The sequence below is a fragment of the Agrobacterium sp. 22-209-1 genome (assembly GCF_053522485.1).
This window is the reverse complement of the sequence record NZ_JBNWCH010000006.1, coordinates 1-26,893: the sequence shown is the minus strand read 5'-3', so window position 1 is coordinate 26,893 and position 26,893 is coordinate 1. Positions and strand designations below refer to the sequence as shown.

18 protein-coding genes are annotated in these 26,893 nt (G+C 58.3%); 8 read left to right on the top strand and 10 right to left on the bottom strand.

From position 1 onward, the window contains the following. Positions 1 to 2: 2 nt before the first annotated feature. The 4 genes from ACQZ48_RS14800 to ACQZ48_RS14785 are packed head-to-tail and all read right to left on the bottom strand — an operon-like array spanning position 3 to position 6,094. On the bottom strand, positions 3 to 1,106 hold the full coding sequence (locus tag ACQZ48_RS14800; RefSeq protein WP_448728933.1) for an ABC transporter ATP-binding protein: 1,104 nt from the start codon (positions 1,104 to 1,106) through the stop codon (positions 3 to 5). Further along, on the bottom strand, positions 1,106 to 2,458 hold the full coding sequence (gene pglB, locus ACQZ48_RS14795) for a polygalacturonase PglB (RefSeq protein WP_448728932.1): 1,353 nt from the start codon (positions 2,456 to 2,458) through the stop codon (positions 1,106 to 1,108). Before pglB ends, ACQZ48_RS14800 begins: the two co-directional genes overlap by 1 nt. Before the next feature lie 5 nt (positions 2,459 to 2,463). After that, positions 2,464 to 3,558: a beta-galactosidase BglB gene (bglB, locus tag ACQZ48_RS14790; RefSeq protein ID WP_443387800.1), complete on the bottom strand. Its 1,095-nt coding sequence runs from the start codon at positions 3,556 to 3,558 to the stop codon at positions 2,464 to 2,466. A 13-nt stretch (positions 3,559 to 3,571) separates the two neighbouring features. Further along, positions 3,572 to 6,094, bottom strand: coding sequence for a hypothetical protein (locus tag ACQZ48_RS14785; RefSeq protein ID WP_448728931.1), 2,523 nt, complete (start codon positions 6,092 to 6,094; stop codon positions 3,572 to 3,574). Between the two features lie 194 nt (positions 6,095 to 6,288). Between ACQZ48_RS14785 and ACQZ48_RS14780 the strand changes: the two genes are divergently transcribed. Then, positions 6,289 to 7,569: an ABC transporter substrate-binding protein gene (locus ACQZ48_RS14780; protein ID WP_448728930.1), complete on the top strand. Its 1,281-nt coding sequence runs from the start codon at positions 6,289 to 6,291 to the stop codon at positions 7,567 to 7,569. A gap of 213 nt (positions 7,570 to 7,782) precedes the next feature. Further along, positions 7,783 to 9,765, top strand: coding sequence for a phosphatase PAP2 family protein (locus ACQZ48_RS14775; RefSeq protein ID WP_448728929.1), 1,983 nt, complete (start codon positions 7,783 to 7,785; stop codon positions 9,763 to 9,765). A 159-nt stretch (positions 9,766 to 9,924) separates the two neighbouring features. On the opposite strand, the gene ACQZ48_RS14770 is transcribed toward ACQZ48_RS14775, so the two are convergent. The 5 genes from ACQZ48_RS14770 to ACQZ48_RS14750 form a co-directional block, all read right to left on the bottom strand. Beyond that, a complete protein-coding gene (locus ACQZ48_RS14770; protein WP_448728928.1) occupies positions 9,925 to 11,373 on the bottom strand; it encodes an alanine/glycine:cation symporter family protein in 1,449 nt (482 codons plus the stop codon). A 78-nt stretch (positions 11,374 to 11,451) separates the two neighbouring features. After that, complete coding sequence (locus tag ACQZ48_RS14765) at positions 11,452 to 11,739, bottom strand: GntR family transcriptional regulator (protein ID WP_448728927.1); 288 nt, start codon at positions 11,737 to 11,739, stop codon at positions 11,452 to 11,454. 132 nt (positions 11,740 to 11,871) lie between these two features. Beyond that, positions 11,872 to 12,447 carry a flavin reductase family protein gene (locus ACQZ48_RS14760; protein ID WP_142913064.1) on the bottom strand — a complete coding sequence of 192 codons (576 nt, stop codon included), beginning with the start codon at positions 12,445 to 12,447 and terminating at the stop codon, positions 11,872 to 11,874. An 11-nt stretch (positions 12,448 to 12,458) separates the two neighbouring features. After that, complete coding sequence (gene fdxA / locus ACQZ48_RS14755) at positions 12,459 to 12,794, bottom strand: ferredoxin FdxA (protein ID WP_077983987.1); 336 nt, start codon at positions 12,792 to 12,794, stop codon at positions 12,459 to 12,461. 105 nt (positions 12,795 to 12,899) lie between these two features. Then, positions 12,900 to 13,499: a superoxide dismutase gene (locus tag ACQZ48_RS14750; protein WP_443387794.1), complete on the bottom strand. Its 600-nt coding sequence runs from the start codon at positions 13,497 to 13,499 to the stop codon at positions 12,900 to 12,902. A gap of 292 nt (positions 13,500 to 13,791) precedes the next feature. On the opposite strand from ACQZ48_RS14750, the gene ACQZ48_RS14745 reads away from it, so the two are divergent. Beyond that, the gene (locus ACQZ48_RS14745) at positions 13,792 to 14,151 is read left to right on the top strand and encodes a VOC family protein (RefSeq protein WP_080793764.1); all 360 of its coding nucleotides are present in this window, start codon (positions 13,792 to 13,794) and stop codon (positions 14,149 to 14,151) included. A 224-nt stretch (positions 14,152 to 14,375) separates the two neighbouring features. Here the strand turns inward: ACQZ48_RS14745 and ACQZ48_RS14740 are convergent, their stop codons facing one another. After that, positions 14,376 to 15,443 carry a linear amide C-N hydrolase gene (locus ACQZ48_RS14740; RefSeq protein WP_077983983.1) on the bottom strand — a complete coding sequence of 356 codons (1,068 nt, stop codon included), beginning with the start codon at positions 15,441 to 15,443 and terminating at the stop codon, positions 14,376 to 14,378. A gap of 139 nt (positions 15,444 to 15,582) precedes the next feature. On the opposite strand from ACQZ48_RS14740, the gene ACQZ48_RS14735 reads away from it, so the two are divergent. From ACQZ48_RS14735 to ACQZ48_RS14715, 5 genes are all read left to right on the top strand, one after another. Beyond that, complete coding sequence (locus ACQZ48_RS14735) at positions 15,583 to 16,383, top strand: hypothetical protein (RefSeq protein WP_448728926.1); 801 nt, start codon at positions 15,583 to 15,585, stop codon at positions 16,381 to 16,383. 427 nt (positions 16,384 to 16,810) lie between these two features. After that, positions 16,811 to 18,640: a ShlB/FhaC/HecB family hemolysin secretion/activation protein gene (locus ACQZ48_RS14730; RefSeq protein WP_448728925.1), complete on the top strand. Its 1,830-nt coding sequence runs from the start codon at positions 16,811 to 16,813 to the stop codon at positions 18,638 to 18,640. Between the two features lie 18 nt (positions 18,641 to 18,658). Continuing rightward, positions 18,659 to 19,111 carry a hypothetical protein gene (locus ACQZ48_RS14725; RefSeq protein WP_448728924.1) on the top strand — a complete coding sequence of 151 codons (453 nt, stop codon included), beginning with the start codon at positions 18,659 to 18,661 and terminating at the stop codon, positions 19,109 to 19,111. A gap of 68 nt (positions 19,112 to 19,179) precedes the next feature. After that, the gene (locus ACQZ48_RS14720; protein ID WP_448728923.1) at positions 19,180 to 26,373 is read left to right on the top strand and encodes a hemagglutinin repeat-containing protein; all 7,194 of its coding nucleotides are present in this window, start codon (positions 19,180 to 19,182) and stop codon (positions 26,371 to 26,373) included. After that, positions 26,330 to 26,728, top strand: coding sequence for a hypothetical protein (locus ACQZ48_RS14715; protein ID WP_448728922.1), 399 nt, complete (start codon positions 26,330 to 26,332; stop codon positions 26,726 to 26,728). Before ACQZ48_RS14720 ends, ACQZ48_RS14715 begins: the two co-directional genes overlap by 44 nt. Positions 26,729 to 26,893 lie beyond the last annotated feature (165 nt).

Genomic DNA, 26,893 nt, shown 5'->3' with positions numbered 1-26,893 from the left:
GCTTAACCTCTCCCTTCGCTCGCGATGCGCGGAAGTGCCAGTTCGGTGGCCGGATCGAAGACGTGCACCTTTTCCTGCGCTGGCATGATCTTCAGCACCGAGCCGGAAGCGGGGGCGAAATGGCCTGCCTGGTGCACGATGATCTGTTCTTTCTCGCCCTTGATATTGCCGTAGAGATAGGTCTCGGTGCCGAGGCTTTCATGATACTGAACCTCGAACGGCAGGCCGGTATCCGCGATGGTGAAATGCGAGGGGCGGATGCCCGCAAGAACCGCCTGCCCTGGACTGACGGCCGCCGGATCGACAAGGCAGGGCAGGGACACGCCGTAACCGGCATCGATGGCGATGCCGCCGTCTTCGCCCTTGGTGATGGTGCCCTTCAGCATGTTCATGCGCGGCGAGCCGAGGAAACCGGCGACGAAGAGATTGCGCGGATTGTCGAAAAGCTCAAGCGGGCTGCCCACCTGCTCGATGCGCCCGGCGCGCAGCACCACGATCTTGTCGGCCATGGTCATGGCTTCCACCTGATCGTGGGTGACATAGATCATCGTCGTTTTGATATCACGGTGCAGCCGGGTGATTTCGGCGCGCGTCTGCACGCGCAGCGCCGCATCGAGGTTGGAAAGAGGTTCGTCGAACAGGAAGATGTCAGGCTCGCGCACGATGGCGCGGCCGATGGCGACGCGCTGGCGCTGGCCGCCGGAAAGCTGTTTCGGCTTGCGGTCGAGATAGGGCTCGATGGCGAGCATGCGCGCCGCCTCGCTAATGCGGCTTTCGATCTCCGCCCGCTTGAAACGCAGGTTCTCCAGCCCGAATGCAAGGTTCTTGCGCACGCTCATATGTGGATAAAGCGCATAGGACTGGAAGACCATGGCGATCTTGCGCTCGGCCGGCGACAGCGCGCTGACATCGCGATTTCCGATGGCGATGCTGCCCGACGTCACGTCTTCCAAACCGGCGATGATGCGCAGCAGCGTCGATTTTCCGCAGCCCGAGGGTCCGACGAAAACGACGAATTCGCCGTTTTCGATCTGAAGATCGATATCATGCAGTACATGAACGGCGCCGAACGCCTTGTTGAGGTTTTCGAGTTGCAGACTTCCCATCATATGCTCCCTTCAACCGAGCTCGCCGTCGCGACGATCTCCTGACCGTTCCATCCCTCGGGCAAGGGCATCGCTCTCTTGATGGCGACATCATCAGCCGAAAAGTCGTGAACGCCTTCCAGATAGATCGCGGGCATGCCGCCCGGATAATCCTCCATGCCGACAATCCGGCCCTCAGCATCCTGCGTCCAAGCATTGGCGCGACCGGCCGCATCGGCGCTTGGCGCTATATCGGCATTGGTGGGGCGCAGATCGTATTGCAGGCCGGTGCCGAGCATGCCTGGCTGCTGCGCAAGTGTGATGCGCTCGAGCCTGACATTGTGAATGCCGGCCGCCGAGGTGGAGACAAGATTGATTGCTCCTTCCATCGAACCGCTTAAGTCTTCCACGATCAGATTGTCGACTCTGCCAGCCTGACGCTCCGGGCGGCGGTCGACAACGGTGACGGTGACCGCTTCGCCAGAACCCCAGAAACCGCCCGGCGTTTCATGGCACTCGGCCTCGATCCTTGAAAAGCGGATGTTCCGCATCGCGCCGCCATCACGGGAGAAAAGACCCATGCCGCGGTTTGACTGCACGACCTTGCAATCCTCGAACACCACATCGGTAAAATCGCCGAAGGATTCCGTGCCGAGCTTCAGTGCGCAGCTCATGCTGGAAACGGTGCAGCGGCGAACGGTAATATCGGCGCACATGCCCACTGCCTTGCCATCCGGCCCGGCGCTGGTCTTCAAGCAGATGCCGTCATCGGCGGTCGAGATGAAGCAATCCTCGATCAGCGCGCGCCGGCAGGCGTCAAGCACGATGCCGTCCGTATTGGGCAGCCGGCGGTCGTTTTCGATGCGCAGATTGCGGAAATGAAGGTCTTCGCAATCGACCATATGCAGCGTCCACATGGGGGAGCCACTAACGTTCAGGTTTTCAAGACGGACGTTGCGGCAGCTTTCAAGCACCATGACGCGCGGGCGCTTTTTCGCCGGGATATAGGTGCCCATGGCCTTGTCGTCGCCGATGATGAAGTTTTCACCGCCGGCCTCGATGCGGCCGGGACCGGTGACGGCGATGTCATGGGCGCCGTTCGCGATGATCATGCCGCGATCGGAGTCTTCGGCAATCACCGAAACACGGGTCAGCGCGTAAGCGTCGTAGTCTGAAACCGGCACGAGTACCGCATCTTCGGCAAGGTGCAGTTCTACGCCACTTTTGAGCTGGAGACCGGCGCTGACGTGCCGTCCCGCCGAGAGAGAAACGCGCCCGCCGCCTGCTGATGACGCGGCATTGATAGCGTGCTGGATGGTCGCCGTGGCATCGAGGCCACTGGCCGCAACTGTGATGTCCTGACTGATGTTCATGATGCTCACGATGCCTTTGGCCTTTTCAGAAAAACGTCGATAAGAAGCAGCATGGTCAGTGCCTGCCCATAGGGCGTGGGCAGGTTGGGAATGCGGCGGTAGAAATCGAGATCATGGCCCATCGGCGTGCCGTCGGAGACACCGTGAACGACGCCTTCGTCATCGATATTGCCGAGCACGGCTTTCAGCGCACGTTCCGCATGGGGACGGTTCTCTTCACCAAGAATGCCGGCCTCGATGCCGCGCAAAATGCCATAGGCGATGCCGGCCGTCGCCGATGTCTCGACCGGTGAGGTCGGGTCATCGAGCAGCGTATGGAACATGCCGTCTTCGCGCTGATATTTTCTTAGCGACCGTACCTGGCTTGCCAGCACATTGGCGAGGAAACGTTTGTCTTTCCCCGCAAGCGTCGGCACCAGTTCGAAGAGTTCGGGAATGGCGACAGTGATCCATGAATTGCCGCGCGCCCAGAAGGCGTCCGCGAAATTATGGCGCCCGTTGAAGGTCCAGCCGTGATACCAGAGCCCGGTGATGGGGTCGGAGAGATACCGCGCATGGATCATGAACTGGTAGACGGCTTCGTCAATCCAGTCCTGACGTTTACAGACCACACCGGCGCGGGCGAGAAACAGACAGGCCATGAACAGTGTGTCGTCCCAGAGCTCACCTTCATTCAGCCGTTCCTTCACGACATGCTGGAAGCCGCCATCTTCGGTTTTTGGCAATTGATGCACCAGCCAGTCGGCCCAGTCCTCCACCAGCGCCCGGAAATCCGGCCGGTCGACATGTTCGGTCAGAATGACGAGCGGCAGCATCGGCGCGGAACTGTTGATCTGGCGCGGCGGCAGGCCACGGTCGATCTGCCAGCCATACCATGTCACGAGGTCGTCCAGTGCCTTCCGGTCGTTGGCGGCGAGCGCCCGCCGCAGGAAGCCGTAAAGACCGACACCCACTTCCCAGTCCCATTCATCGAACTGGATCTTGCCGTCGGAACTGCCGCTGACCAGACCTTCCTGAATGCCTTTGAGGCGGCTGAAGGCGGCGGCGACATTGTCGATGGTCGTCCTGAGAGTGTCTTTTTCCATGCTTGGCTGGTTCATCTGTCAATTCCGCTTAGGAGTAGAAGGGTTTTGCAGCGCTGCCCGAAGCTGGGTCGGCACTGTCGAAGGTGATTTTCGGTTGTGGCTGGTCATGGTCGAAGGCCATGGCCTGTCCGCCGATGGTGAATGCGCCGTCCCAGTTGAGAGTGAGTTCCGGTCCGCCGGGTGGCGTGACTGAGAGGAGCCTGCTTTCGGCATCGAAGGTGATCTTCGTGGCGAGAATTTTCTCGCGGAAACGGGCGAAAGCTTGCGTGTCGCCGCAGCCGATGACACCGACCCAGCCGGCGCGGCGGCCGGGTGATCTGATCTCGCGGTTGGCGGTGGCGCCAGAGGTGACGGGTTCAAGGCCGTTCGTGGCGTAAAGGGCGGCAAAGCCGCGGCCGGAACGGGTGATGAGCCAGTTGCCTTCCACAAGCACCTCCTCCAGCCCGTCGCGGCCGAGATAGGCGTGGGTCCAGTCGTTGCGGTGATCCTCAGTGTCGAAGATCAGCATCGCCAGATCGCGATGTTGCGCCACGCGCGGCAGGATGCCGCTTCCCGCCCAATAGGAGGGGCGCTGGCTGCCCCACGGATCGTCCTCACCGGGATGATTGACCCACAGCCGCGCCATGGGGTGGCCGGAAAGCTTGATGTCCATGACGTGCTGCTGGTGACCCTTGCGGCCGGTCTTGTGATCGACAACGGTGGAAAGCTGGGCGGCCTCGTTCTTGAACAGTACGAGCTTGCCGGGCTCCAGCCCCTGCGCATAACGCGCTTCGACCGCACGGCCGCCTTCCAGCTGGGAGAGGGCGGCAAGATGCGCTGGCGGCAGGTAGTTGCCGCAGCAGAACATCGGTAGCGAGGCGACGCCATTGTTAAGCCAGCCCTGACCGAAGGCGACCTGCGCAAACGGCGCCAGTTCCGTCAGCGGCCCGGCGCGCAGCTCCTTGTCATAAGCCCGCCCTTGCGAACCGGAGGGAACGCCGCCAAGCGTGTGCAGCGCGATCATTTCGAAAATGAGATCGATCTGATAGCGCGCGCGGGCGGCAAGCTCCGGTCCTGCCCAATGTTCGATGGCCAGAAGGCCGATGAAATCTACCGGATAATAGGCAGCGGAGTTCCATTCGGCCAGCCCATGGGCCTCGACGCTGTCGAACCAGCGCTCCAGCCGGTCGGCCGCCAGCGCCGCCTGTTCTTTGCCGGTGCGGCCCGACGCGGCGAAGACGGCATCCGGCAGATATTCGCCGGCCAGCAACTGGCTGGTGTGGAAGCACAGAACATGGTTCTCGCTCCAGAACCACATGACGTCATTGCCCGGTTCGTCCACCCAGTAGCGATAGCCGAGGATCGAGGCATCGATCCGCGCCCGCATCTCTGCCGGCAGGCGATCACCATAGGCGCGCACCAGCCACAGAAGCGGGATCATGACGAAATCGGAGCAGTCTTCCCGCCGATCAATGGAATGCAGCGTCGCATCGACGATGCCGCCGATCTTCTCGATGTCATCGCTGCCGGTGGCGACCATCGCCAGCGCGCGGCCGATGCGCCAGGTGCCGAAGCAGGCGCTGAAGGAAAGCGCTGCCTTTTTTCGCTCGATGATATCGGCCTTGGATGCTTCCGGCGCGATATCATGCATGAACGCGGCGTCGATGACGCGCGTTACCGTTCCCGTTTCCGAACCCATGGTGATTTTGACACCGTGATACCCATCCGAAATGCCTGTCGTTTCGGGGATCGTCAGCGAGGCTTGCCCCGCCTTCAGCACCGTATTCACCTCCGCAAGCGTGGCGCGCTCATGGCCATGGCTTTTGACGGCGATATGCACCGGCAGATCGTGCGAAGGCGGCGCCCCGAAGACCAGTTCGAGGGCCGAGCCGGAAAACACGTCCCGCGCAGGGTGAACATCGCGCACCAGCGCAGCAAGGCGCTTCGTCTCCTCGCGGTCGAGCGGCACGGGCAGCACGACGGTCAGCGGCACGGCGTCGACGACCTCAAGCTCGAAGAACCAGATGATGTCGCGCTCCGCCAGATCCTCGCAGAGCAGCAGCACCTCGTTATCGCCGGCCGAAAGATCGAGCGTGATGTCACGGCAGCTTTCGACATTGCGGATGAAGGGTTGGAAACGGACCTGTTCGACGCCGCCGACCCAGATGCGGACGCCACCGCATGTGCGCAGCCGAAAATGCGCCTGTCTTGCAGCTTCGCTGCGGAATGTGCCCTTCAGCCAGCGCTGCACGTGGGTGGGAACATGCCAGAAGCCGGTGAATTCGACGCGGCGGTTGGAGCCTGGCAGGTTGAGGTGCGAAACCGTAAAGCCATTCTCGGGTGCGATATCGCGGTCGATCATGGTCTGCTGGAAGGCCTTGCGGCAGGGCAGGTCGCCCACATCCACGAAACCGTTGATGAAGCGATAGTTCACGCGGTCTTCGGCGGGGGCCGCGGTTCCGGGAAAAGACGTCTCTACCAGATCGGAGACGATCCATGCGGTCACCGTTTCGCCGTTTGCGACGGTATATGTCGGCTGCGACGCGTTCGCCGCAAATGGTCCATCCGTCATAATGGATCGCCTCCCGTCGATCTTTATGAAATTATTTTCACAAACCTGTTTTCGCTCTTTCGCTTCGATTTGTGCGATTTCGCCAAAACAAACAGCTTGACGTTTATTCTGTCAAGCCGCAAAACATTATAAATCGAATTAAGCAGAGGAGCTTCCGTTCGATTTATGAAAATATTTTCATTGGGAGGATGAGCATGATGAAATTGTTTTCGGGCGTCAGCGCCCTCGTAGTGGCCTCAGTCGCCGGTCTTGCGACGGCCCAAGCCGAGACCCGAACGATTACTTTCCTTTTTACGGATGACGACCAGGGGTACGTGCAGCGCATGGCCGATCTCAGCAAGGAGTTCGAGGCTGCCAATCCAGGTGTGAAGATCAATTTCGTGTCTTCGGGTTATGATGCGGTTTCCAAGCAGCTGCCGGTGCAGCTTGCGGTCGGCGAAGGTCCTGATATCGCCAAGATCACCGACTGGCAGCTTGCACCCTATTATCTCGACATGCGCCCTTACATGAGGGATGCGGATGCCTTCGCCAAGCTGCACGGTTCGAGCCTCGATCAGCTTCGTCTGCCGAATGTCAACGATCCGCAGTCGATCAATGGTTATATGGCGTCGCAGACGCTGAACCTGCCCTTCGTCAACAAGACGCTGTTCGAGCAGGCGGGCGAACCCTTGCCGGGCCCGACCGCCAAATTCAGCGAGATCGTCGAGGCTTCCGCCCGGGTCGCCAAGGCAACCGGCGTGCAAATCCCCTTCACCATGGATCGGTCCGGCCACCGTTTCTCTGGCGGCGCCTTTTCTTACGGTTCGACCTATGTGAAGGACGGCAAGTTCAGCTTCCCGGATGAGGCGGCCAGGAAATACATCGCCGATATCTATTCATGGACGCAGAATGGCAGCTTCCCCAAGGAAATGTGGGGTGCGGCTGGCGGTTCGCAGTACAAGAACATGGGCGACGAATTCGTCAACGGCAATGTCGTGACCTATCTGGCCGGTAACTGGATGGTCAATCCGTTCCAGAACAAGATCGGCGACAATTTCGAATGGACGGCGATCAATGCGCCCTGCGGCGATGCCGGATGCTACGCCATGCCCGGCGGCACCGCCATTGTCGGCTTCAAGCGCACCAAATATCCGGAAGATGTGGCGCACTTCATCGAATTTCTCGGCTCCGAAAAGGTGCAGCGGGAAATCGCCGAGAACTACGTCATCCTGACTGGCGCAGAGATCGTCGATCCGCAATACAAGCTGAAGAGCGAAGACGCCAAGGCGGCGATGAAGGTGTTCCTCGACAACAAGAAGAACGTGCCGCAGGCGGCCCGCGATTTCGAACGCGTCAAGGGCGGCAGCGCCATTTATCAGCAGATCGTGCAGCGCATGAGCCAGCTCATCGTCGGCGAATTGACGCTCGACCAGACCTACAAGGTTCTGGAAGACGACGTCGCAAAGATCAACGAGGCGGTTGCGGTCAAGAAATAAGAGCGTCGCTTCGAGATAAAACGTCGATCTGCCCGGAGCGAGCTTCGGGCAGATCGCGCCGCCATCTGCCGGCCGTTCTCTTACATGCGATCTATCTTGATCAGCATATCGAAAAAAAACTGCAATATGCCCGGCTTAAAGCTGACGGCGCGGTGCGCCGAACCTTTGCGCGCGCCTGCTTTCGTCACGCGTCAAATCACAGGATCCTCCGTCATGGCCAAACTGAAGATGTCGTCCATTCCCTCCGCACGCTCGGCCCTGCTTGCCTCCGTTGCATTGCTGGTACTCGTTTCGAGCGCCGAAGCATTCGATAGCAATGCACTGGCAGGTCAGGGTTATGCCATCGCGGTGCCTGAGCCGGTCGCCCCCTATCCGCTGCCGCTTGCCGACAATTACCGCAACCAGACCGGCAAGAATGAGAAGGGCGAGGCGGTTCGCGCCTATGACGACCGGGACAATCCGATCATCGAAATCCTCTCCGGTTTCAACCGCATCTGGACGCTTGGCGATGAAAAATGGGCGGATGGCGGTGCCAATGGCGATGGCCCGGCGGATTTCAGCCATGTGAAGATCGTCGATCCCGCTATCTGGCAGGAAAACATGCGTTACGTGCTGTCCGTCACCGGCGAGAACCGCACGCGCGCCGCCGCTTTCGAAGCCTATATGAACGACCGGCGTTCGCAGGGTTACAGCGTCATCGACGGCATGGGGCCGCTTGCCGCCTGGTATCGGGAAGGGGCGGGCGCAACGACGACGATCAATCATACGCTGGCGGATTTCGATCCGAACGAGGTCATCGCTCTCAAGGAAGACGACAAGGGCACCGAGGCGGGTGCTGCCGATAGCGAACTGAAGGATTTCGTCGCCTTCATGAAGGTGATCCGCGGCCCGGAGGGCACGACCTCGCCGGCAAAATATTTCTATTCCTCGCCACGGCCCTGGCGCATGAACGACAAAGGCGAGGTGATCGAGACCGGCAAGGAAACGATTGGTGACCGCAGCTTTGAAGGCTATGAAAGCGATCGTGGCGTCATCGTGCCGGCGCTGAAATACGTGCGTGAAACCCGCGGTCGCGGCAAGGATGGCGGTTTTCCGAGCGGGCACACCAATGCCGCCTATCTGGCCGCCATCGCTTACGCCTATGCGGTGCCGGAGCGCTTTTCCGAATTGCTGACAGCGGCCTCCGAACTCGGCGAGAGCCGCATCGTCGCCGGCATGCATTCGCCGCTCGACGTGATCGGCGGCCGCATCACCGCAACCGCCATGGCCGCCGCCATGTTGCAGGACCCGAAAAATGCCGAGGTGAAGAAAGCCGCGCATGCGGCCTTGCAGGCCTATTTCACTAAGCGCCTGCCGCAGGGTCAGTCGCTCATCGATTTCGCCCATGGCGCAAAGCCGGATGTCGACCAATTTGGCGATGCGGCGAAGAACGGGGCGGATTATCGCCGGCGCATGACCTATTCCTTCAGCCGCGACAAGGCCGCAGGCGATGCGCCGATGGTGGTGCCGAAGGGGGCGGAGGTTCTGCTGGAGACACGTCTGCCCTATCTCGATGCCGCCCAGCGCCGCGCCGTGCTGTTTTCCACCGGCATTGAGGCCGGTTATCCGCTGCTGGATGACAGCAATGGCTGGGGCCGGATCAATCTTGTGGCCGCCGCCGGTGGCTACGGCGCGTTTAACGGCGATGTCGAGGTGACGATGGATGCTGCCGCCGGCGGGTTCAATGCGGCGGACACATGGGCGAACGATATTGCCGGGGCAGGGCGTCTCGTCAAATCCGGCAGTGGAGCGCTGACGCTTGGCGGCCATAACAGCTATGGCGGCGGCACGATCGTCCGGGAGGGAACGCTGGTGGCGTCCTCCGCCAATGCGCTGGGAGCCGGCGGCGTGCTGGTGAGCGGCGGCAGGCTTTCGCTCGGGGGAGAGAAGCAGGTCGTCATCGGCGGTGACTATCACCAGTCTGGCGGCACGCTGGCGATCGACCCACAGAAGACTAAGCTTCGGATCAAGGGCAATGCGGTGCTGGATGGCGCAACGCTGAGGCTCGTTTTCGATGGCGGCGCGCCAGTCACGGGCACGCGGCTTGACGTGATCTCCGCCAACGGTCTGACCGGGACATTCGCCACGATAGATGCGGGCAATGTGAAGGTGCGGCCAGTTTATACCGGCTCGGCACTGTCGGTGGTGGTCGAATAAGCCTACGCAAAATATGGTTGGGCGCGGCATGCGCAGCCGCGCCGCTCGCTCTTGACTTTACGTGCCGTAGGCTAATTGGCCGCCCTACAGGAAATAGCAAACCCGGAGCGGCTGCAGAGCGGTTCCAAATTGCGGACGGATCGCCCGAACGCGAAGCTATCAAGCTTTGGCCGGGGTCACCCCTACCTCTGCAATCGGGGATGAGGAGACCTCGTGCCAGATTTCGGCATCGATCTTCCCGGAGAGTTCCGGATACTTATGTGGATCAAAGACCGGGTTCTTGGACTGTTTCTGTTCGAAGTAGTCGCGTGTCAATTTGACGACCAGTGGCGACAGCAGGCAAATCGCGACGAGGTTGATGGATGCCATCAGGCCCATCGATGCGTCGGCAGCGTCAAAGACCGTGATGGCGCTCTCGTAAGACCCCCAGAGTACCATCAACAGCAGGCCGATACGCGCTGACGTCAAACCGATCTTGTTGTCCAATCCAAGATAGACCAGAGCATTCTCGGCATAGGAATAGTTGCCGAGCACCGAAGTCCAGGCGAAGAAGAAGATCGCGATCGCAATGAAGTAATGCCCTGCACCGCCGATATGGGCAGTCAAGGCAGCCTGCGTTAGTGGCGTACCGGTCAACTCACCGCCCGGCACAAGCACCCCGGACAACACGATCATCAGCCCTGTTGCGGTGCAGATCAATAGCGTATCGATGAAGACGCCAAGCGCCTGCACCATGCCTTGCGAGGAGGGGTGATGTGGATTGGGCGTCGCAGCTGCGGCAATGTTCGGCGCCGAGCCCATGCCGGCCTCGTTTGAGAAGAGGCCACGCTTGACGCCGTTCAGCATTGCGCCGGCAATGCCGCCAACTGCCTGTTCGAAGCCGAACGCGCTCTTAATGATAAGCATGAATGCCGCGGGCACATCCGCGATGTTGACGATCAGAACGTACAAAGCAACGCCGAGATAGGCGACCGCCATGAAGGGGACTACATATTCTGCGCAACGTGCGATCTGCTTGATCCCGCCAAAAATGACCACACCGGAAATGATGGCAATCACGACACCAACGGCAAGCTTGGGTACCCCAAATGCGCCATTCATCGCCTCGGCGATCGAATTTGCCTGCACCGCGTTGAACACGAGGCCAAAAACCAGGAGCAGGCATACCGCGAAGATTGTCGCTGCCCAGGGGGCGTTCAGGCCGCGAGCGATATAAAATGCTGGGCCGCCGCGATACTCGCCGCTTTGCCCGCGAACCTTGAACAATTGCGCCAGCGTGCTTTCTGCGTAGGCTGTTGCCATGCCCAGTGCTGCCACCAACCACATCCAGAAAAGAGCGCCTGGCCCGCCCAGCGTCATTGCAACCGCAACGCCCGCCAGATTACCTGTGCCGACCCGCGAGGCGAGGCTGGTGCAAAGCGCCTGGAACGGCGTGATGCCAGCTGAATCCGTCTCAGGCGCACGCATGACGACGCGGATAAACTCCGGAAAATGACGTATCTGCAGGCAGCCCAGGCGAAATGTGAAGAACACGCCTACAGCCAGCAATCCGTAGATGAGAACATAGCCCCAAAAAAACGTATTGAGAAATCCTATGATCGACGTCATGCCAGTCTCTCCTGTTTTCGCGGTTGCACTAAAGTTGTCTGCGATGCCTTGGCCGTCGCTTTCGTCCGGCCGATGACGTCAGGTTTTCGGGGGCGTATCTGGAGTGCCTCCCGCAGATGGAGTTGCGGCGTGTGCTTGATGCGCGCCGTCATCTGGGTTTCGATATCGCTTATGTGGGTGATCATGACGCACGCGCGAGCCGCGTCGCTCCGTAACCAGGCCGCGGGACTGCAGTCGTGTCAGAGATTGCCGGACGACCGTGCGTGACACATTAAACAAGGTCGTCGGTTTCTGTTCGCCGAGCCGCATTTCAGGTTGCAACCGACCGCAGAAGATCGCGTCGATAATTGTCCGGTCAATGTGCAAGGACAACGGCTCCAATGCTGCTCTTCAGAATGTCTGCCTATAGTTTATGCATCCAAACTGAACTATCACCTTGGAGACAAGAAAGAGCAATAGTTGCGCCAACTTAATTGATTCCGAACAAACGATTTACATTCAAGTTTGGCGTGCGCGAGGAGCGGCCGTGCCGGTATAGGCGCGTTCGCTCCAGAGCAGGGATTTGCGCAAGGGACCGGACATTGCTTCGGTTATGGCGCCCACGAACAGGATGTGGTCTGCGGCATCAATGGAACCGACAAGTTCGCAATCCATTGACAGAAGCGCATCGGCAAGCCTGGGGCTTCCTGACGGCCAGACATCCCAGTCTCCGATGCTGAACCGGTCCGGGTGATTTCCCTTGCCCGCAAACACGTCGGCAATCTCCTCCTGCCCTCTGGCGAGCGCCGCAACGGAGAAGCGTCGGCTCGCTGCGATGAGATCGACCATGCGGCTGCTGGCGTCGATGGAGATGATCAAAAGCGGCGGTTCTGCGCTGAGCGGCATGAAGGATGTGATTGTGCGCCCGACCCGTTCGCCAGCGTGGGAAGCCGCAGCCACCGCCACGGTGAAGGCGAGGCCGGCCATTACATCCTTGAATTCACGCGGGGAGATCGTGGGAGAAGAGCACGACTTCAGCGGAATATGCGCATGATTAACCGCACCGCCATCGATCAGCCTGAGATTGTGAGACATGATGTGCCGGGCTACCCGCCCGCTCCTGGATTTTTCGAAAAGATGGACATTTTCGCGGCTGCGCCATTCATGATGTCGGCATTGTCTGGCGGTGACTTTTTCTGGTGTACTCTTGGCCAGATGCCGGAATAATGGCGATTGAGGTCGAGCCATGCATGCAGTCCGGCTTCGGTATCCGGCCGGATCGCTGCGGCGGGACATTCGCGCTCACATATCCCGCAGTCGATACATTGGTCCGGGTGAATGACGAGCATGTTCTCGCCTTCATAGAAACATTCGACAGGACAGACTTCCACGCAGTCCATGTATTTGCAGGCGATGCAGTTTTCGGTGACGACATAGGGCATGGGAATGCTCGAAGAGAGTTGCAGCCGGACGGCGGCTGTCCGGCTGCGCCTGATCCGGCGGGCCGCTCAAGGGCAGCGGGACCGGCCGGATCGGTGGGGCTCAAATCAAAGGCGGGCCGCGACCGCCTGCCAGTTCACCAGTTTGTCGAGGAAGTTTTCAAGGTAAGCGGGGCGTTTGTTGCGGAAATCGATATAATAGCTGTGTTCCCACACATCGCAGCCAAGAAGGGCCTTTTGCCCGAAGCAGAGCGGATTGACCCCGTTTTCGCTACGGGTGATCTTCAGCGAACCGTCGGTATCCACCACCAGCCACGCCCAGCCCGAACCGAATTGCGAGGCGCCGGCAAGGGCGAAATTCTGCTTGAACAGCGCGACCGAGCCGAAGGACTGCGTCAAGGCCTCTTCCAGTTCCTTGGGGATCGCATGATTTTCCGGGCCCATGATTTCCCAGAAGAGATTGTGGTTCCAGTGCTGGGAGGCATTGTTGAAAATGCCGGATTGCGCCACCGCACCCTTCTCATAGGTGCCACGGACGATCTCTTCGAGGCTGCTGTTTTCCCATTCGGTGCCTGATATCGCCTTGTTGAGATTATCGACATAAGCCTTGTGGTGAAGATCGTGATGGAACTTCAGCGTCTCCTCGGACATGCCCGCGTGGGCAAGCGCATCATGGGCGTAGGGGAGGTCGGGAAGCTGGAAAGCCATGGGTGTTCCTTTGTCACTGTTTGCTCAAGAGCATGTAAAAAGCCTTGCGAAAACAAGGTGACAGTACTTCTAGGACCTCAACCATGGTTCAGGTCAAGAGGTTTTTTGAAAGGCCATGCGACGCTGACGCGCAAGCGGGAAGAAAGCGCTTTTGGATCCGGTAGAGCGGCTTCGGCAGAGCAGAGCCACTATGCTCCACCGGTCTTAATGGCCTCTACGACTGCCGTTCTGCTTGATATTTTGGGGGCGACTGCGCAGCATGCCTTCCGTTGTCGATGAGAGGGAGAAAGTCTTGGCCAGAGCCGTTGGAATTGGTGGCGTATTCTTCAGAGCAGCAGATGCTGCCGGTCTGGCCGAATGGTATGAAAAACATCTCGGCATCGACGATCTACATAAATCCGTGTGGCATCAGGAGGCTGGGATGACGATTTTTGGGCCTTTCGCCAGAAATAGCGAATATTTTGGTCGTGCTGAACAGCAATGGATGATCAATTTCCGGGTGGATGATCTCGATGCTCTTATCGCGAAGCTGACGGCAGACGGCGTCGAGGTTGAAACCCGCGCCGAATGGGATTCGGAGGTGGGGCGCTTCGCAAGGATACATGATCCGGAAGGTAATCCGGTGGAATTGTGGGAACCCGCTCGGAGCTGATGATATTTGTGCCCCGCACGGATATGACTGGAAGGTGAGTGATTTCTCTCGCGCCAGGGTTGATGCCGGATCGATGGCCGCGCTGTTTCGACATGGGCTTTCCGAGGAGAACGGTCGCTCAGATTGGGATAAACACAATTCTGACCGACAGATTCTGATCTCTGTCCGGCGCGTCATGCCTTCTCAATCAATCGCTCATATGCCTTGCGGCACGATCGGCGCCCTCAAAGCCCGAGGAACTTGAAAGGTTTGGTGTCCTTCAGGCTCTCATTCGCCATACCCGAATAAATATGGATCTGATTGGGGCCGAGATCGAGTTTCTTGACCGCACCGGTTTCTTTCGAGAGATCGAGTTTCGTCATGTCGATCCAGAAGATATTCGGCGTCAGAGCCGATTCAAAGAAATAGAGTTTGCGTTTGTGATCAATCACCGTGCGCCAGCGGGTTGAGGAAATATTCGGCTGGTCCGGTGTGGTGATGCCGTAGGGAACGGAGACGTTGCGGATCACGCTGAAGACGCTGGCGATGGCTTCGACAGGGTTCTCGCTCTTGGGAATGGCGTTGGCGTAGAAAGAGGCGCGGGCGAACCGGTCCGACGCCCGGTTGGTGCCCGGCAGCATGACAGTGCCGCCGATCTGCTGCCAATATTCGTTGAGTGCCAGCTGGTGGTCGAAGGTCGGCGAATTGGTCATCACCTGATACTGACGCCCGTGATGGATGACTTGCTTGCCATCGATATATTCAACGATCGCGCTGTCGCCGCTCGCATCCGAAAGGGAAAGGTGCAACGTTGCCAGACGCTCTTCGCCGGGCACATTGTCGGTCACGATTGTGAAGGGGTTTTTCTCGAGCGCAGCGACGGCCTCTTCCACCGTCGCGAAATTGTCGAGCACGTATTGCGCCCAGGCCGCGATGGACAGGCCCGGCGATTTGCCGTCATAGGCGGGATAGCTCGACTCAACCAGCCAGAGGACGTTCGCAGCAAGCCCCGCCTCATTCATGCCGTCGGTCGTCGAAATATCATAGCCCGATGCAATGACGCTACCGTATTTCGAAGTCCATTTGACCGAATTCGGCCCGGCCTCGCCGGAGCGCTCCATGCCGCGGGGGAAGACCCAGATATTGGTTCCCACATCCGTTTTCCAATCCATCGACCGGGCCGTCATCACCTGATCATTTTCGCCGAGATAGACGAACCGCGTACAGGCCTGCGCGACAGAGGTTGTGAGCGTCGCGATGGAAAAGATCGCGGCGGTGCAGGCGGAAAAAAACGGAAGGGTGTTCAGGCGCATGGGAACGTCTCCGGTTCTCGCGGTACCAATACAGCGTATGATAGAAAATCGGACTTGTTGGCGCGTGTCAAATAGGTTTAGCTGCAGGCGATCGGTTGGGGAGACGTCATTGCTAAAATTATCAGCTTTGGTGGCCGTTATGGCTTTTTCTGCAAGCGCGGCCTCAGCCGCGGATCAACTCGGCTCCCTGCCTGCGAGGGTTGATGACGCGGATTGGGCGTTTCAGGCAACGGGTTATCTGTGGGCGGCGGGTTTGAGCGGCAACATTTCGCCCTTCCGTCGCGCGCCGACGCTGCATGTCGAAAAATCCTTCTCCGACGTTATGGAGGATCTCAACTTCGGCGGGTTCTTGAACATCTGGGGCCGTTATGACCGCTTTGTCCTGTCCGGCGATCTAATGTATGTCGACACCACGGACAGCAAGGCGGCCGGGCCGCTGCCGGCGCTGCAAATCCCGGGTTTGCCCGCCCTTCCGGCTGGCGCGGCAATCGATGCGAACGTCGATACGCAGGAGTTCATGGCGACGCTTCAGGCCGGTTACCGGATCGTGGATGCAGACGGATTTTCGCTCGACGCCTTGGCGGGAGCCCGCTTCTGGCATATCTCCAACGAGGTGGCGGTCACTGCCAGCCATCCCCTGATCGGCAGCGTATCAGCCAGGCATAAGGAAAGTTTCGGTTGGGTTGATCCCGTCATCGGCGCGCGCGCCTTTTTCAGCCTTACGGACAAGCTGTCCGTCCAGGGGCAGGTGGATATTGGCGGTTTCGGCGCGGGATCCGATCTCACCTGGTCAGCGCTCGCGACGGTGAACTACATCTTTACCGATACATTGTCCGTTTCGGCGGGCTACAAGGTTCTCGATGTCGATTATTCGGATGACGGTTATGTTTTTGATTCGAGGCTGAGCGGGCCGGTGGTCGGTCTGACCTATCGGTTCTAGCCATTGAATTGCGTTGTCTCGCCACCGTTCATATCCCATCTGAGAAACAATTTTAGTTTCCCCTTAACTTTGGTTTTCATCCGTTCTTGCAGACCAACGCTTGTTGCAATAACTTCTGGTTGTTGTTTGACTCGAAGAGCCGAATGGCTTGAAATTGGCGGACCGCGATTAAAATTCACGGATGAAAAATGATATGCATGCCATGGTGTTGGTATGATTGATTATTACGCGAATTTTTAATGTGTACAGTTCTTTGAGCAAATGATCGGGACTATCGTCTCGTAAAGAAAGATACTACTTTAACGCTTCTTGGATCAGATGAACTGATCTATGCACCCGGTAGGGGATCGACAGCAAGGACAGCTGCAGAGTGAAGCATGGGCGGCATTGCCGCGACAACTTCATTTCAAATGCAGGCCTCCGAAATATGTCACTTGCTGCTTTCATTCCTGGTTTCCGACGGCTAGTCCCTCCTGACTTTTGTCTCGCAATTGTGCCGGTTGCTCGAATCTCAGCCAATTCTCCGAGGAGCGCGCGAAACAGTTTCAAGCGGACCTTTTTCATTGCGCTTTTTGCAACCCTGATCGCGTCAGGGCAGGCAATTGCACAGTCGCCCGCCGATGATTTTTCCCGGCGGCAAGAACAACAAGAACAGTTGCAGCGGCTGGAAAACCTGAAACAGGTCACGCCTGATGGCGTCGCTGGTCGTGAGAGCCGAGCGCCAGGAGACGGCGCGAAATCCGCTGGTCCTTGCTTCGATATCTCACGTGTAGAGATCGAAGGTGCGACAAGGCTGTCCGCCGCTGAATTCAGAAAAATTACGCAGCGTTACGACAATCGCTGCATCGGTGTTGCGGATATCACCACTCTGCTGAAGGCCATCACCGACCTCTATCTGGACAAGGGATTTGTGACGTCACGCGCCTATGTTCCCCCTCAGGACATAGCCGGAACAGGGTTGCTGCGGCTGGTCGTCGTCGAGGGCACGATCTCGGATATCTATCTTAACGGTCAACCGGCTGGGCGAAACGGTTCATTCGCTACGGCTTTTCCCGGCGTGAAGGGTGAGGTCGCCAATATCCGCGATATTGAACAGGGGCTGGACCAGATCAACCGGCTGTCATCGAACGACGCGAAAACCTCGATGTTGCCGGGCAAAGAGGACGGCACGTCCATCCTCAACGTCGAGAACAAGCCGCGCAAGCGCTGGTACGCGAGCATTTCCAACAACAACCTCGGTCAAGAAAGTACCGGTTACTCCCAGACCAATGTTTTTGTCGGCTTAGACGACCTGCTGGGCATCAATGATCAGTTGGGGTTTTCCTATGGGCGCAGCGGCCCGGACTACCCTTGGGACGACGATGGTCGCGGGCACAGCAACAGCTATTCGCTCAATACGAGCGTAGCTTATGGCTACTGGACTTTTTCAACGAATGGGTCCTGGTACGAATATGAGAGCACCATTCCCGGCAATTTTGGACCGATCGAAACATCGGGAAATTCCGGTCAGGTTGGATTTGGCATAGACCGCGTCATTCTGCGCGACAAGGATTCCATCACGACCCTCAGAGGCGGTCTCACCTACAAGCAGACCGACAATTTTCTTCTCGGCAATCGAATTGAGGTGGGAAGCCGTCGATACACGATTGGCAGTCTGGGCCTGTCGCGTTCACAGAGAATTCTGGGTGGCGTCGTCGCTCTGGATTTTGCCCTCGATAAGGGGCTTGATCTCTTTGATGCCGTGGAGGCCGGAGAGCCGGGGGCGGGCACGGCTGATCCTCGGTTTCTGAAATTCAACACGACCGTCAGCGCGACGCGGCCGTTCGAGGCGGCTGGCCAGCGGTTCGAGTTAACGACGCTCCTCAATGCCCAATATTCGCCCGACAACATGTTTGGCGCAGAACAGATCGGACTTGGTGGCTCCAGCAACGTACGGGGCTCAAGGGAAAGTGTCATATTCGGCAACAACGGATTTTTCAGTCGTAACGAACTGACGTGGCGGACAATGCCATGGGAGGGCACAAGTGTGGCGCCCGTTCTGGGCGAATTACGCCCCTACCTTGGTCTCGATTACGGCCGCGTGTTTTCACAGGATCGCTTCGATATCTCCGACGGCCACCTCGCAAGCTGGACCGTTGGCGCGAAACTCGTGGGCGGAAACATCAGCGCCGATTTCGGCTATTCCCAGGCATTTTCCAGCAGCGTCAGTCACGGACGCGGCAATCTTATTTTCGCCAGTGTGACGGCACGCTGGTAGGCTTCAAAAGAGAATATTATGATCAGATCTTCTTTTCACACCTCCAAATTATCTTTCGTATCCGCACTGGTGGCCATAGTCATTGTCGTTTCCGGTTGCGGTGGCCGGGCAGCGCATCCGGTAGCTTCGACAAACCCTGCCGACAGCGCTTTCGATTGCGCCGGCATAAAGCGCGAATTCGAGACCAATGAGCGGCAAGTGCTGGCGACGGTGAAAGAGCGATCCGATGCGCAGGGAAAAAATGTGATCCTGGGCGCGACCGGTGTTCTTCTGTTTTGGCCGGCCCTTTTCTTCATGGATCCGAAATCGCCAGAGAAATTGGAAATCGACGCATTGCGTAACCGCAATCAGGTTCTTGCCGAGATCGCCAAAAGCAAGAAATGCCCGGCCCCGCAATCGAAGCTGGCGGATGTCTACAAGAAACTCGACACCAAGCCCTCCCAAGCCGACACGAGCAGGAAAGATCGCTAAGCCGCCCGCATCACCGCCGCCAAGCCGGTGATGCGGCTGCCCTGTTTTACTGACCAATGAGGACACCGATGAGCAGAAACGCAAAAAAGCCGAATGGCCAATCTGCGCAGATGAGGCTGGCGCACCGCCGCCTTGCTGTGCTTGGTCGACAGGGTCTCGTCGGCATTCTGAGTTCGGTTCTGATCTTTCAGCCTGTGTTGCTGCGTGCGCAGGAAATCGCCCCCGATCTGGGGGCGGACCCAAACAATCGCCCTCAGATAGGGGCTGCCCCGAACGGGGTTCCGCTCATCGATATCGTTGGGCCCAACAACCAGGGCCTGTCCCACAACAAATACAACGATTTCAACGTCGGCACACCCGGCGTCATTCTCAATAACTTCAATGGTGAGGTGGGCACGTCGAAACTGGGTGGCGTGACACCGGGCAATCCAAACCTTCAAGGCAAAGGTTCTGCCACCGTCATCCTCAATGAGGTCACGTCGCAAAACCGCAGTTCGCTTCTCGGGCCTACCGAAGTGTTCGGCGGCCGCGCCGACGTCATCATCGCCAATCCAAACGGTATCACCTGCGACGGTTGCGGTTTTATCAACACGCCGCGCGCCATGCTGACGACGGGTGTGCCCGACGTTGGCACTGACGGACGTCTCAATGGCTTCACGGTCAATAGCGGAGACGTCACATTTGGTCCGAAGGGTGCGAATTTTGCGACGGGAGACGGGAGGGTCGATCTATTCGATATCGTATCCCGCACCATCCAGATTGACGGCACGATTTATGGAGAGGATTTGCGCCTCACGGCCGGCAAGAGCAAGTTCGATTATTCTACTGGCGATGCGACGGCGCTCGATGCGACCTCTGGAACACCCGAATATGCAATTGATGGTTCCGCGCTCGGGGCCATGCAGGCCGGCCGCATCAAGATGGTCGTCACGGAAAAGGGCGCCGGTGTTCGCATGCGCGGCGACATGGCCGCCAATGCCGGCGAGCTTTCGCTATCGGCAGACGGCAAGATTTCGATCGGCAATGCCTCTGGCAATAACGGCGTCAGCATCTCCTCTAAGGGAAGTGCTTCGGCCGGTCGTCTGACCTCGAAGAAATCGGTGTCGGTCAAGGCGGGTAAGGACGCCAGGGTCGCTTCTATCGGTACAGAAGAGGATATCCTGATTAATGGTGGGGCCGGCTTCGTCGATGTCGCTGGTACTCTCGGGGCCAGTGGTGCACTCAACCTTCTGGCAGATGGGCGTATTGCCTTGGCCGACGCGTCGGCTGCCGGACCTGTTTCGCTATGGTCGGGGGCTGGTTCCATTGCCATCAGCGGCACGGCCCAGTCTGGCGCGGCGATGTCGCTTACGGCGACCTCAGGCGCGATCACAGCGGGCTCGCTGCTTTCGAAAGGCGATCTGGCGCTGCTTTCCGGCCTTGATCTCGGGATTTCCGGGCTCGTGCTTGCAGAAGGGAATTTGCAGGCTTCGGCTGGCACCGACATCCGCTATGACAGTCTGGAGGCAAACGGAGACGTTTTGCTGTCTTCGACAAATGGTGTCATCAGCTTCGATAAACGCACGGCCGCCGGGGGCGGCATCAGGATCAGGCAGCAAAATGCCGACCTTTCCAATAACAGGAGCAGACTTGCTACATCCGGCACGCTCTACATCGATGCCAATAATATTAATCTCACCAACAGCACGCTAACGTCAGGTGGCATTGATCTCACCTCATCTGGAACGACAGATCTGACGGGTGCGCGGCTCAATGCTGTCACTGCGAGCAGCACAGCTCGTTCCGTTCAGGGGGCAGGTGACATCGCGATCCAAGCGGGTAGCCTTGCTGCGAATGGCGCTACCAACATTCTGGCTGCCCATAATCTGACGCTCTCGCTTTCGCAACTTGCCAACTCCGGTCAGCTGGCTGCTGGCAATGATCTTACCCTCAATATCGCCGGCAACCTGACCAACACCGCCACGGGGCTGATCTATGCCGGTAGCGACGCCGCACTGTTCGTGGGCGGCGTGCTTGCCAATGATCAGGGGGCGATTGTCGCAGGCCGTGACCTCACAATTGCTGGAAGTGCTTCTGGCGCGCGCAATGCTGCTACGGTCAACAGTTCAGGTCTGATTTCCTCTGGTCGCAATATTTCGATCCTGACGGCAAATCTGCGTAACGAGAAAAGTGTGGCTCCAACCTATACGAGCCAGCAAATCTCAAACGCACACGTGTCGGCTTATGACACCTATTATGCACACCTGTGTGGAGATTGTTCATCTTCCGTCTCTTTTGCTGATAAGCAGTTCGTCATTGGTGCCCCCATTCGCCATGTCTATCGTGATGTGACCGAGGACCGCCTCACATCGGCTGGTAGCCCCGCAGCGACTATCAAGGCGGGTAATACGCTTTTTGTCGATACCGTCGATCTTACCAATGCCTACAGCAACATCGAAGCTGGCTCCGGCATGACACTTGTTGGCTCCGGCACGCTGACAAATCTGGGCTTGCAGCTGCAGCGCACGACGTCGGTCAACTGCAATCAAAGTTCGGGTTGCCAATATTATCCTGATGTCATCTTCCAGTGGGAAGAAAGGCGGGATAGTGGCGATACAGGAGGCCATGAATACTCATATCAGGTTTCCATGCCTGGCCCCAGCCCGTTTGGAACGCGGGATGCGTCAAAGGATATCGGCCCCGGACGAACCGTGGAAAGCGTAGAGGCGATCGGTGGGGTTCTAGCGGCAATCCGCTCGGGCGGAGCACTTGGTATCACCGGCTTTGCTGCCGTCAACAATACTGCTTCGGCCGGAACGATCGCCGACCGTGTTGCCGTTGCAGCGCCTGCGCCTTCGAACAATCCGACCGCATTACTGTCCAGTATGACGGCAGGCGGTGCGCTGTTCACGCTTGGCGGCGTCGCCACCCCACAGTCCGGCGGCTTTGGCGGCACCATTCCCGGCCACAGCTTTCTCTATGAAACCCGCGCCGCCTTCCTCGATGTCTCGAAATTCTATGGTTCCAGCTATTTCCTTGGCCGCATCGGCTACCAGCCGGACCGGCAGATCCAGTTCCTTGGGGACGCCTATTTCGAGAACCAATATATTGAGCAACAGATCAGACTGGCCACGGGCTCAGGTTTTACCGGGCAGGATTCAATTACCCAGATCAAGCAGCTTCTCGACAATGGAGCCGCCTATCTCGGAGCGCAGCAACGCCCGCTCGGCCAACCTTTGACGGCTGAGGAGATCGCCAGCCTCACCGAATCCGTCGTGGTCTATGAATGGCAGACGGTGAACGGCTTGGATGTTCTTGCACCGGTGCTGCATCTCGCCGCCAATGACAGGGAGAGATTGAATTCCGCTGGCGCGCTGATCGCGGGTAATCAGGTGACGATCGATACTGGTCTGCTTGCAACGTCAGGGATGATTGCGTCGGCTGGTGATTTGACCGTCTCCGGCTCATCGATTGCAGCAATCGGCGGCACGTTTAATGCCGGCGGCAATGCGTCAATCAAAGGTGACGAGGGCATTCTGCTCGCCAATGCCAAGGTAAATGCCGGCGGCAATCTCGGCCTGACGTCGAATGGAGACATCAACATCTCCGTTACCGAAAGGTCGACAACCAGCACCTTGCGCGACAAGCGTAGCTCGACGACCGTTGTGAGAACCACAAGCCAGGGTTCCGAGATCACCGCGGGCGGATCGATCTCCGCCAATGCAGGCGGCAACCTCAACGTCATCGGCAGCACGATTGCCGCTGATGGAACGGTCGGTCTGAAAGCGACCGGCGATGTGACAATCGCTGAGGCCATCGACACCACCACGATAGATTACACCTACAGGAAAAAGGGCGGTCTGTTCGGCGGAAGCAAACAAACGACGAGCCACACGGAAACGCAGACCGTCGTCGGATCATCGGTTAGCAGTGGGAAGGGCGTGTCCATCATCTCAGGTCGAGATACCGTCGTCTCCGCCTCCGACGTAACGGCTGGTGATGAGACCAACAAAGCCGATATCAATGTCAGCGCAGGCGGCGATTTGCTGATTGCGTCGGGCAAGAATACCGCGGAGTTCGAGCAGAGTTCCTCATCCAAGGGCTTTCTCTCGAAAAAGAGCTCAACGCAGTACAACTACGACGAAGCGACAGTCGGCTCCGAGCTTTCCGCCTCCGGCAACATCAAGCTGGATGCTGGCGGCAACACTGTCATCGCCGGCTCGAACATAACGGCAGGCGATGCGATCAGCGTCGCGGGCGATAGCGTCGCCATCATCGGGGCCGAGGAGCAGCATGCGCTGGAAAGCTCGAGCAAGAAATCAGGCCTGTTCGCCGGCTCCGGCGGCGGCTTCCTCTCCCTCTGGGGCAAGGAACAGAAAGAAAAGAGCCAGTCGTCTACCCTTAACGTCGGCTCCGCGCTGACAGCCGGGACCGATGTCACGCTCACGGCGCGCGAAAACGACGTCAATGTCATCGGTTCCTCCATCGCAGCCGGTCGTGACATAACGCTCGACGCCGCCCGCGACGTCAACATTACCCCTGGCGCCGAAAGCAGCGCATCGCAGGAGAAGGAAAAACGCTCGGGCTTTGGCATCAGCGTCTCCTCCGGCAATGGCGGCTTCTCGGTGGGTCTCGGACTACAGAAGACCAAAGACAGCAAGGAGCAGCAGGCCAATACGAACGCGGTCTCTGTTCTTACTGCCGGTCGTGATCTCCTTGTTTCCGCAGGAAACAACGTCAATCTGCAGGCGGCAACCGCCTCCGCCGGACGTGACGTCGACCTCTTTTCCGGGAATGACATTAATCTCCTCTCGGCCAAAGACCGCACCAATTATCAGGAGATGCACGAGAAAACCTTTGCCGGTGTTACCGTTTCCGTGACCAGCCAGATTGGCAAGGCTGCTCAGAGTATCATTAATTCGGCTGAGCGGCTGTCGGATGGCGGCGGTGTCAACGCCATCACAAATACAGCTATTGCCGGGCTTGGCTTCTATCAGGCCTACAAGGATTTGCAGGGCGTCTCGTCGGACCTTTCCGCGGGCAAGGGTCTGTCCTTCAACGTGGGTATCAATGCCGGCGTCAGCCATCAGGAGAGCCACGCCTCTTCCTCGTTCTCCACGCCTGTCGTCACCGACATTCGTGCTGGTCGCTCCATCAACATCGAGGCAGAAAACGGTAATATAACAAGCGAGGGAGCACAGATTCTCGCCGGTTACGGGAAGGACGGCCTGCCGGTCATCTCGTCCGATGCGCTGACCGGTGACATCTTCCTCTCCGCAGAGAATGGCGACATCAATCTCAATGCCGCCACAGGCACGTTCGATGCGGCAAGTTCAAACAAGTCCTGGAGTGCAGGCGCGGGCATCAATATAGGCTGCACGACGTCAGGCGGCTGCAATGCCAGCCTCGGTGTCAACGGCTCCTACGGCAAGGGCAGTTCCACCACCTCCGGAACCAGCCATACGAATACGCATGTCAACGGCACTGGCGATGTGACCATTGTCACCAATGATCTGGCGCTGAAGGGTGCCACCGTCACTGGCAACTCGGTCGTGGCCGATGTCAGAAACCTGACGATCGAAAGCCAAGTGGATACGGCCACAGCAAAGGCGGACCAACTCAATGTGTCTGGCCAGCTTGGTTTTGGAAACACTGGTGTCTCCGGCTCCACGCAGAAGGCCAAAGGCGATGCGGCGGTCGTTACCGAGCAATCCGGCATCCATGCCGGAACGGGTGGCATCGATCTCAACATTGAGCAACACACCTCGCTTATCGCTGGCGTGATTACCAGCGAGGCTGGCGCGGGACGCAACAACCTCTCCACTGGCACCCTTGAGGCCACCGATATAGATACGCATTCAAGCTGGAAGGCAGAAACCTATGGCGGCTCGATCGGTACTGACGGCCTCTCCATCGCACCGCCGGTCAAGGCTGGCGAGAGCGAGACCGGCAAGGCCTATTCGGCCATCGGCGGCAACATCCCGATCACCATTACCGATCCGGCCAACCAGACACAGGATATTGGTACAATCCGCCGCGATACCGCCAATACCAACATCGCGCTACCCGGTCTGCCAGATCTCGAACACATTCTGCGTCAGCAATACAAAACGCAGGCCGCCTATCAGGAAGCCTCAGCGACCATGGCCGGGCTGGTCGGCGACATCTCCGACAGACTTGCACGGGAGGCGCTGGCCCGCGGCGACCTGAAGGCGGCGCAGTTCTGGGGCGCTGGCGGTATTGGCCGGGCGGCACTACATGCCGTCGGCGGCGGCATCCTAGGCGGCGTTAACGATGTCTCGGGCATGATCAAGGGTGCCTTCGGCGGCGCCGCTTCGGTGCTGATTGCTCCCTACGTCGATCAACTGGTCAAGGGCATGGTTGACGGAACCGATCTTGCCGGCACGGCCGCAGGTCAGTCCCTTGCCAACATCGTCTCCGGCGCGCTGGTAATGGGACTTACTTCCGCTATAGGCGGCGGCGACGCGGCCGCCTACGCGGGGGCAGAGGTCAGGTACAACTACCTTACGCATCAACAGCTGCGCGATCAGATCAACGAGATGGCGAAGTGCGAAGGGAACGCCACCTGCATCAGGCAGGTCGAGCAAAATTATCTCGTGATCGACAACAAGCAGGATCTTGCACTGTTCGAGTGCCAGACTGCGGAATGCGTGAATAAGATCATAGCGGAGATCGAGGAAGCGAAGCAGTATCTCGGTCAGGATCTGGTCGATCTGGCAGCGTATTCGCTGAATGCGGCCAATCGCACCGCCGCCCGGCAATTGAGCGCCGGCTTCTTTTCGCCGGATGCAGCGAGCATCGAGGCGGACATCAATCTCAGGGGCGCTGGTTATTGCGAACGCAACCCCGGTGACAGTTGTAAGCTGATCGGTAGCCTTCTCGCCGATATCAGCGACGGTCTCTATGCCGCAGTCTATGCCAAGCTGGCCTATGCCTCGGAAAGGGGGCAGTTGACTGACGATGTCGTCAAGGCCGCCCAAACTCTCCCGAAAGCCCCAGAAAGCACAACCAAGCCAGTTGGTATTCCGGATACATGGCTTTCCAAGCCAACAAACAAAGGTGGTGGCACACGATACAGCAACCCCGACAACCCGCATGATTTTGTAAGGGTAATGCCAGGCAATCCGGATAGTCCGAATCCTGCGCAACAGCAGCCATATGTGATCAGATCACAAAATGGGCGCATTGTAGATGTGAACGGTAACCCCGTTGCGAGCAATGACCCAGCAGCTCATATTCCGCTTCCAGATTTCAGGTTCTGAGATGATAGTAGATTGGGATGAAAAGATAGTTCAGCTCTTCAAAGACTTTGCTAATGAAGACTTGCAAAGAAGGAGCTGGTTTGGAATTGGGCCGGAGGTTTCGTCCCCTGCTGAAATGTGTTGTTGGGTAGAAGATCTTGATTTGGATAGCTGGCGCACCACCAAAGAGCCATTAATTGGCGATCTTCTATCTCGCATGATTGAGGATTTCATGTCCGAGGTGGCACATCTTCCCGAAGACATCAACGATTGGACTGTATTTGCTTCTAGGGAATGGATCAAAATTAGGTTGATGGCCTCTGTGATTCGAGACTTGCTCGAAAAGCGGATAGACGGGCGATGTCACGTTGTTTGATCCACGGCTCTAAAGCCACTTGTCGGTGAACTAGGCAATCGCTCCCAATGAACTGCGCCGGACTTGCCGGAGACCCCAACTCGTGAGAAGTAGGGTCTATGACAAGCAAGACGACGAACAAATTCTCCCCTGAAGTCCGCGCCCGTGCCGTGCGTATGGTGACGG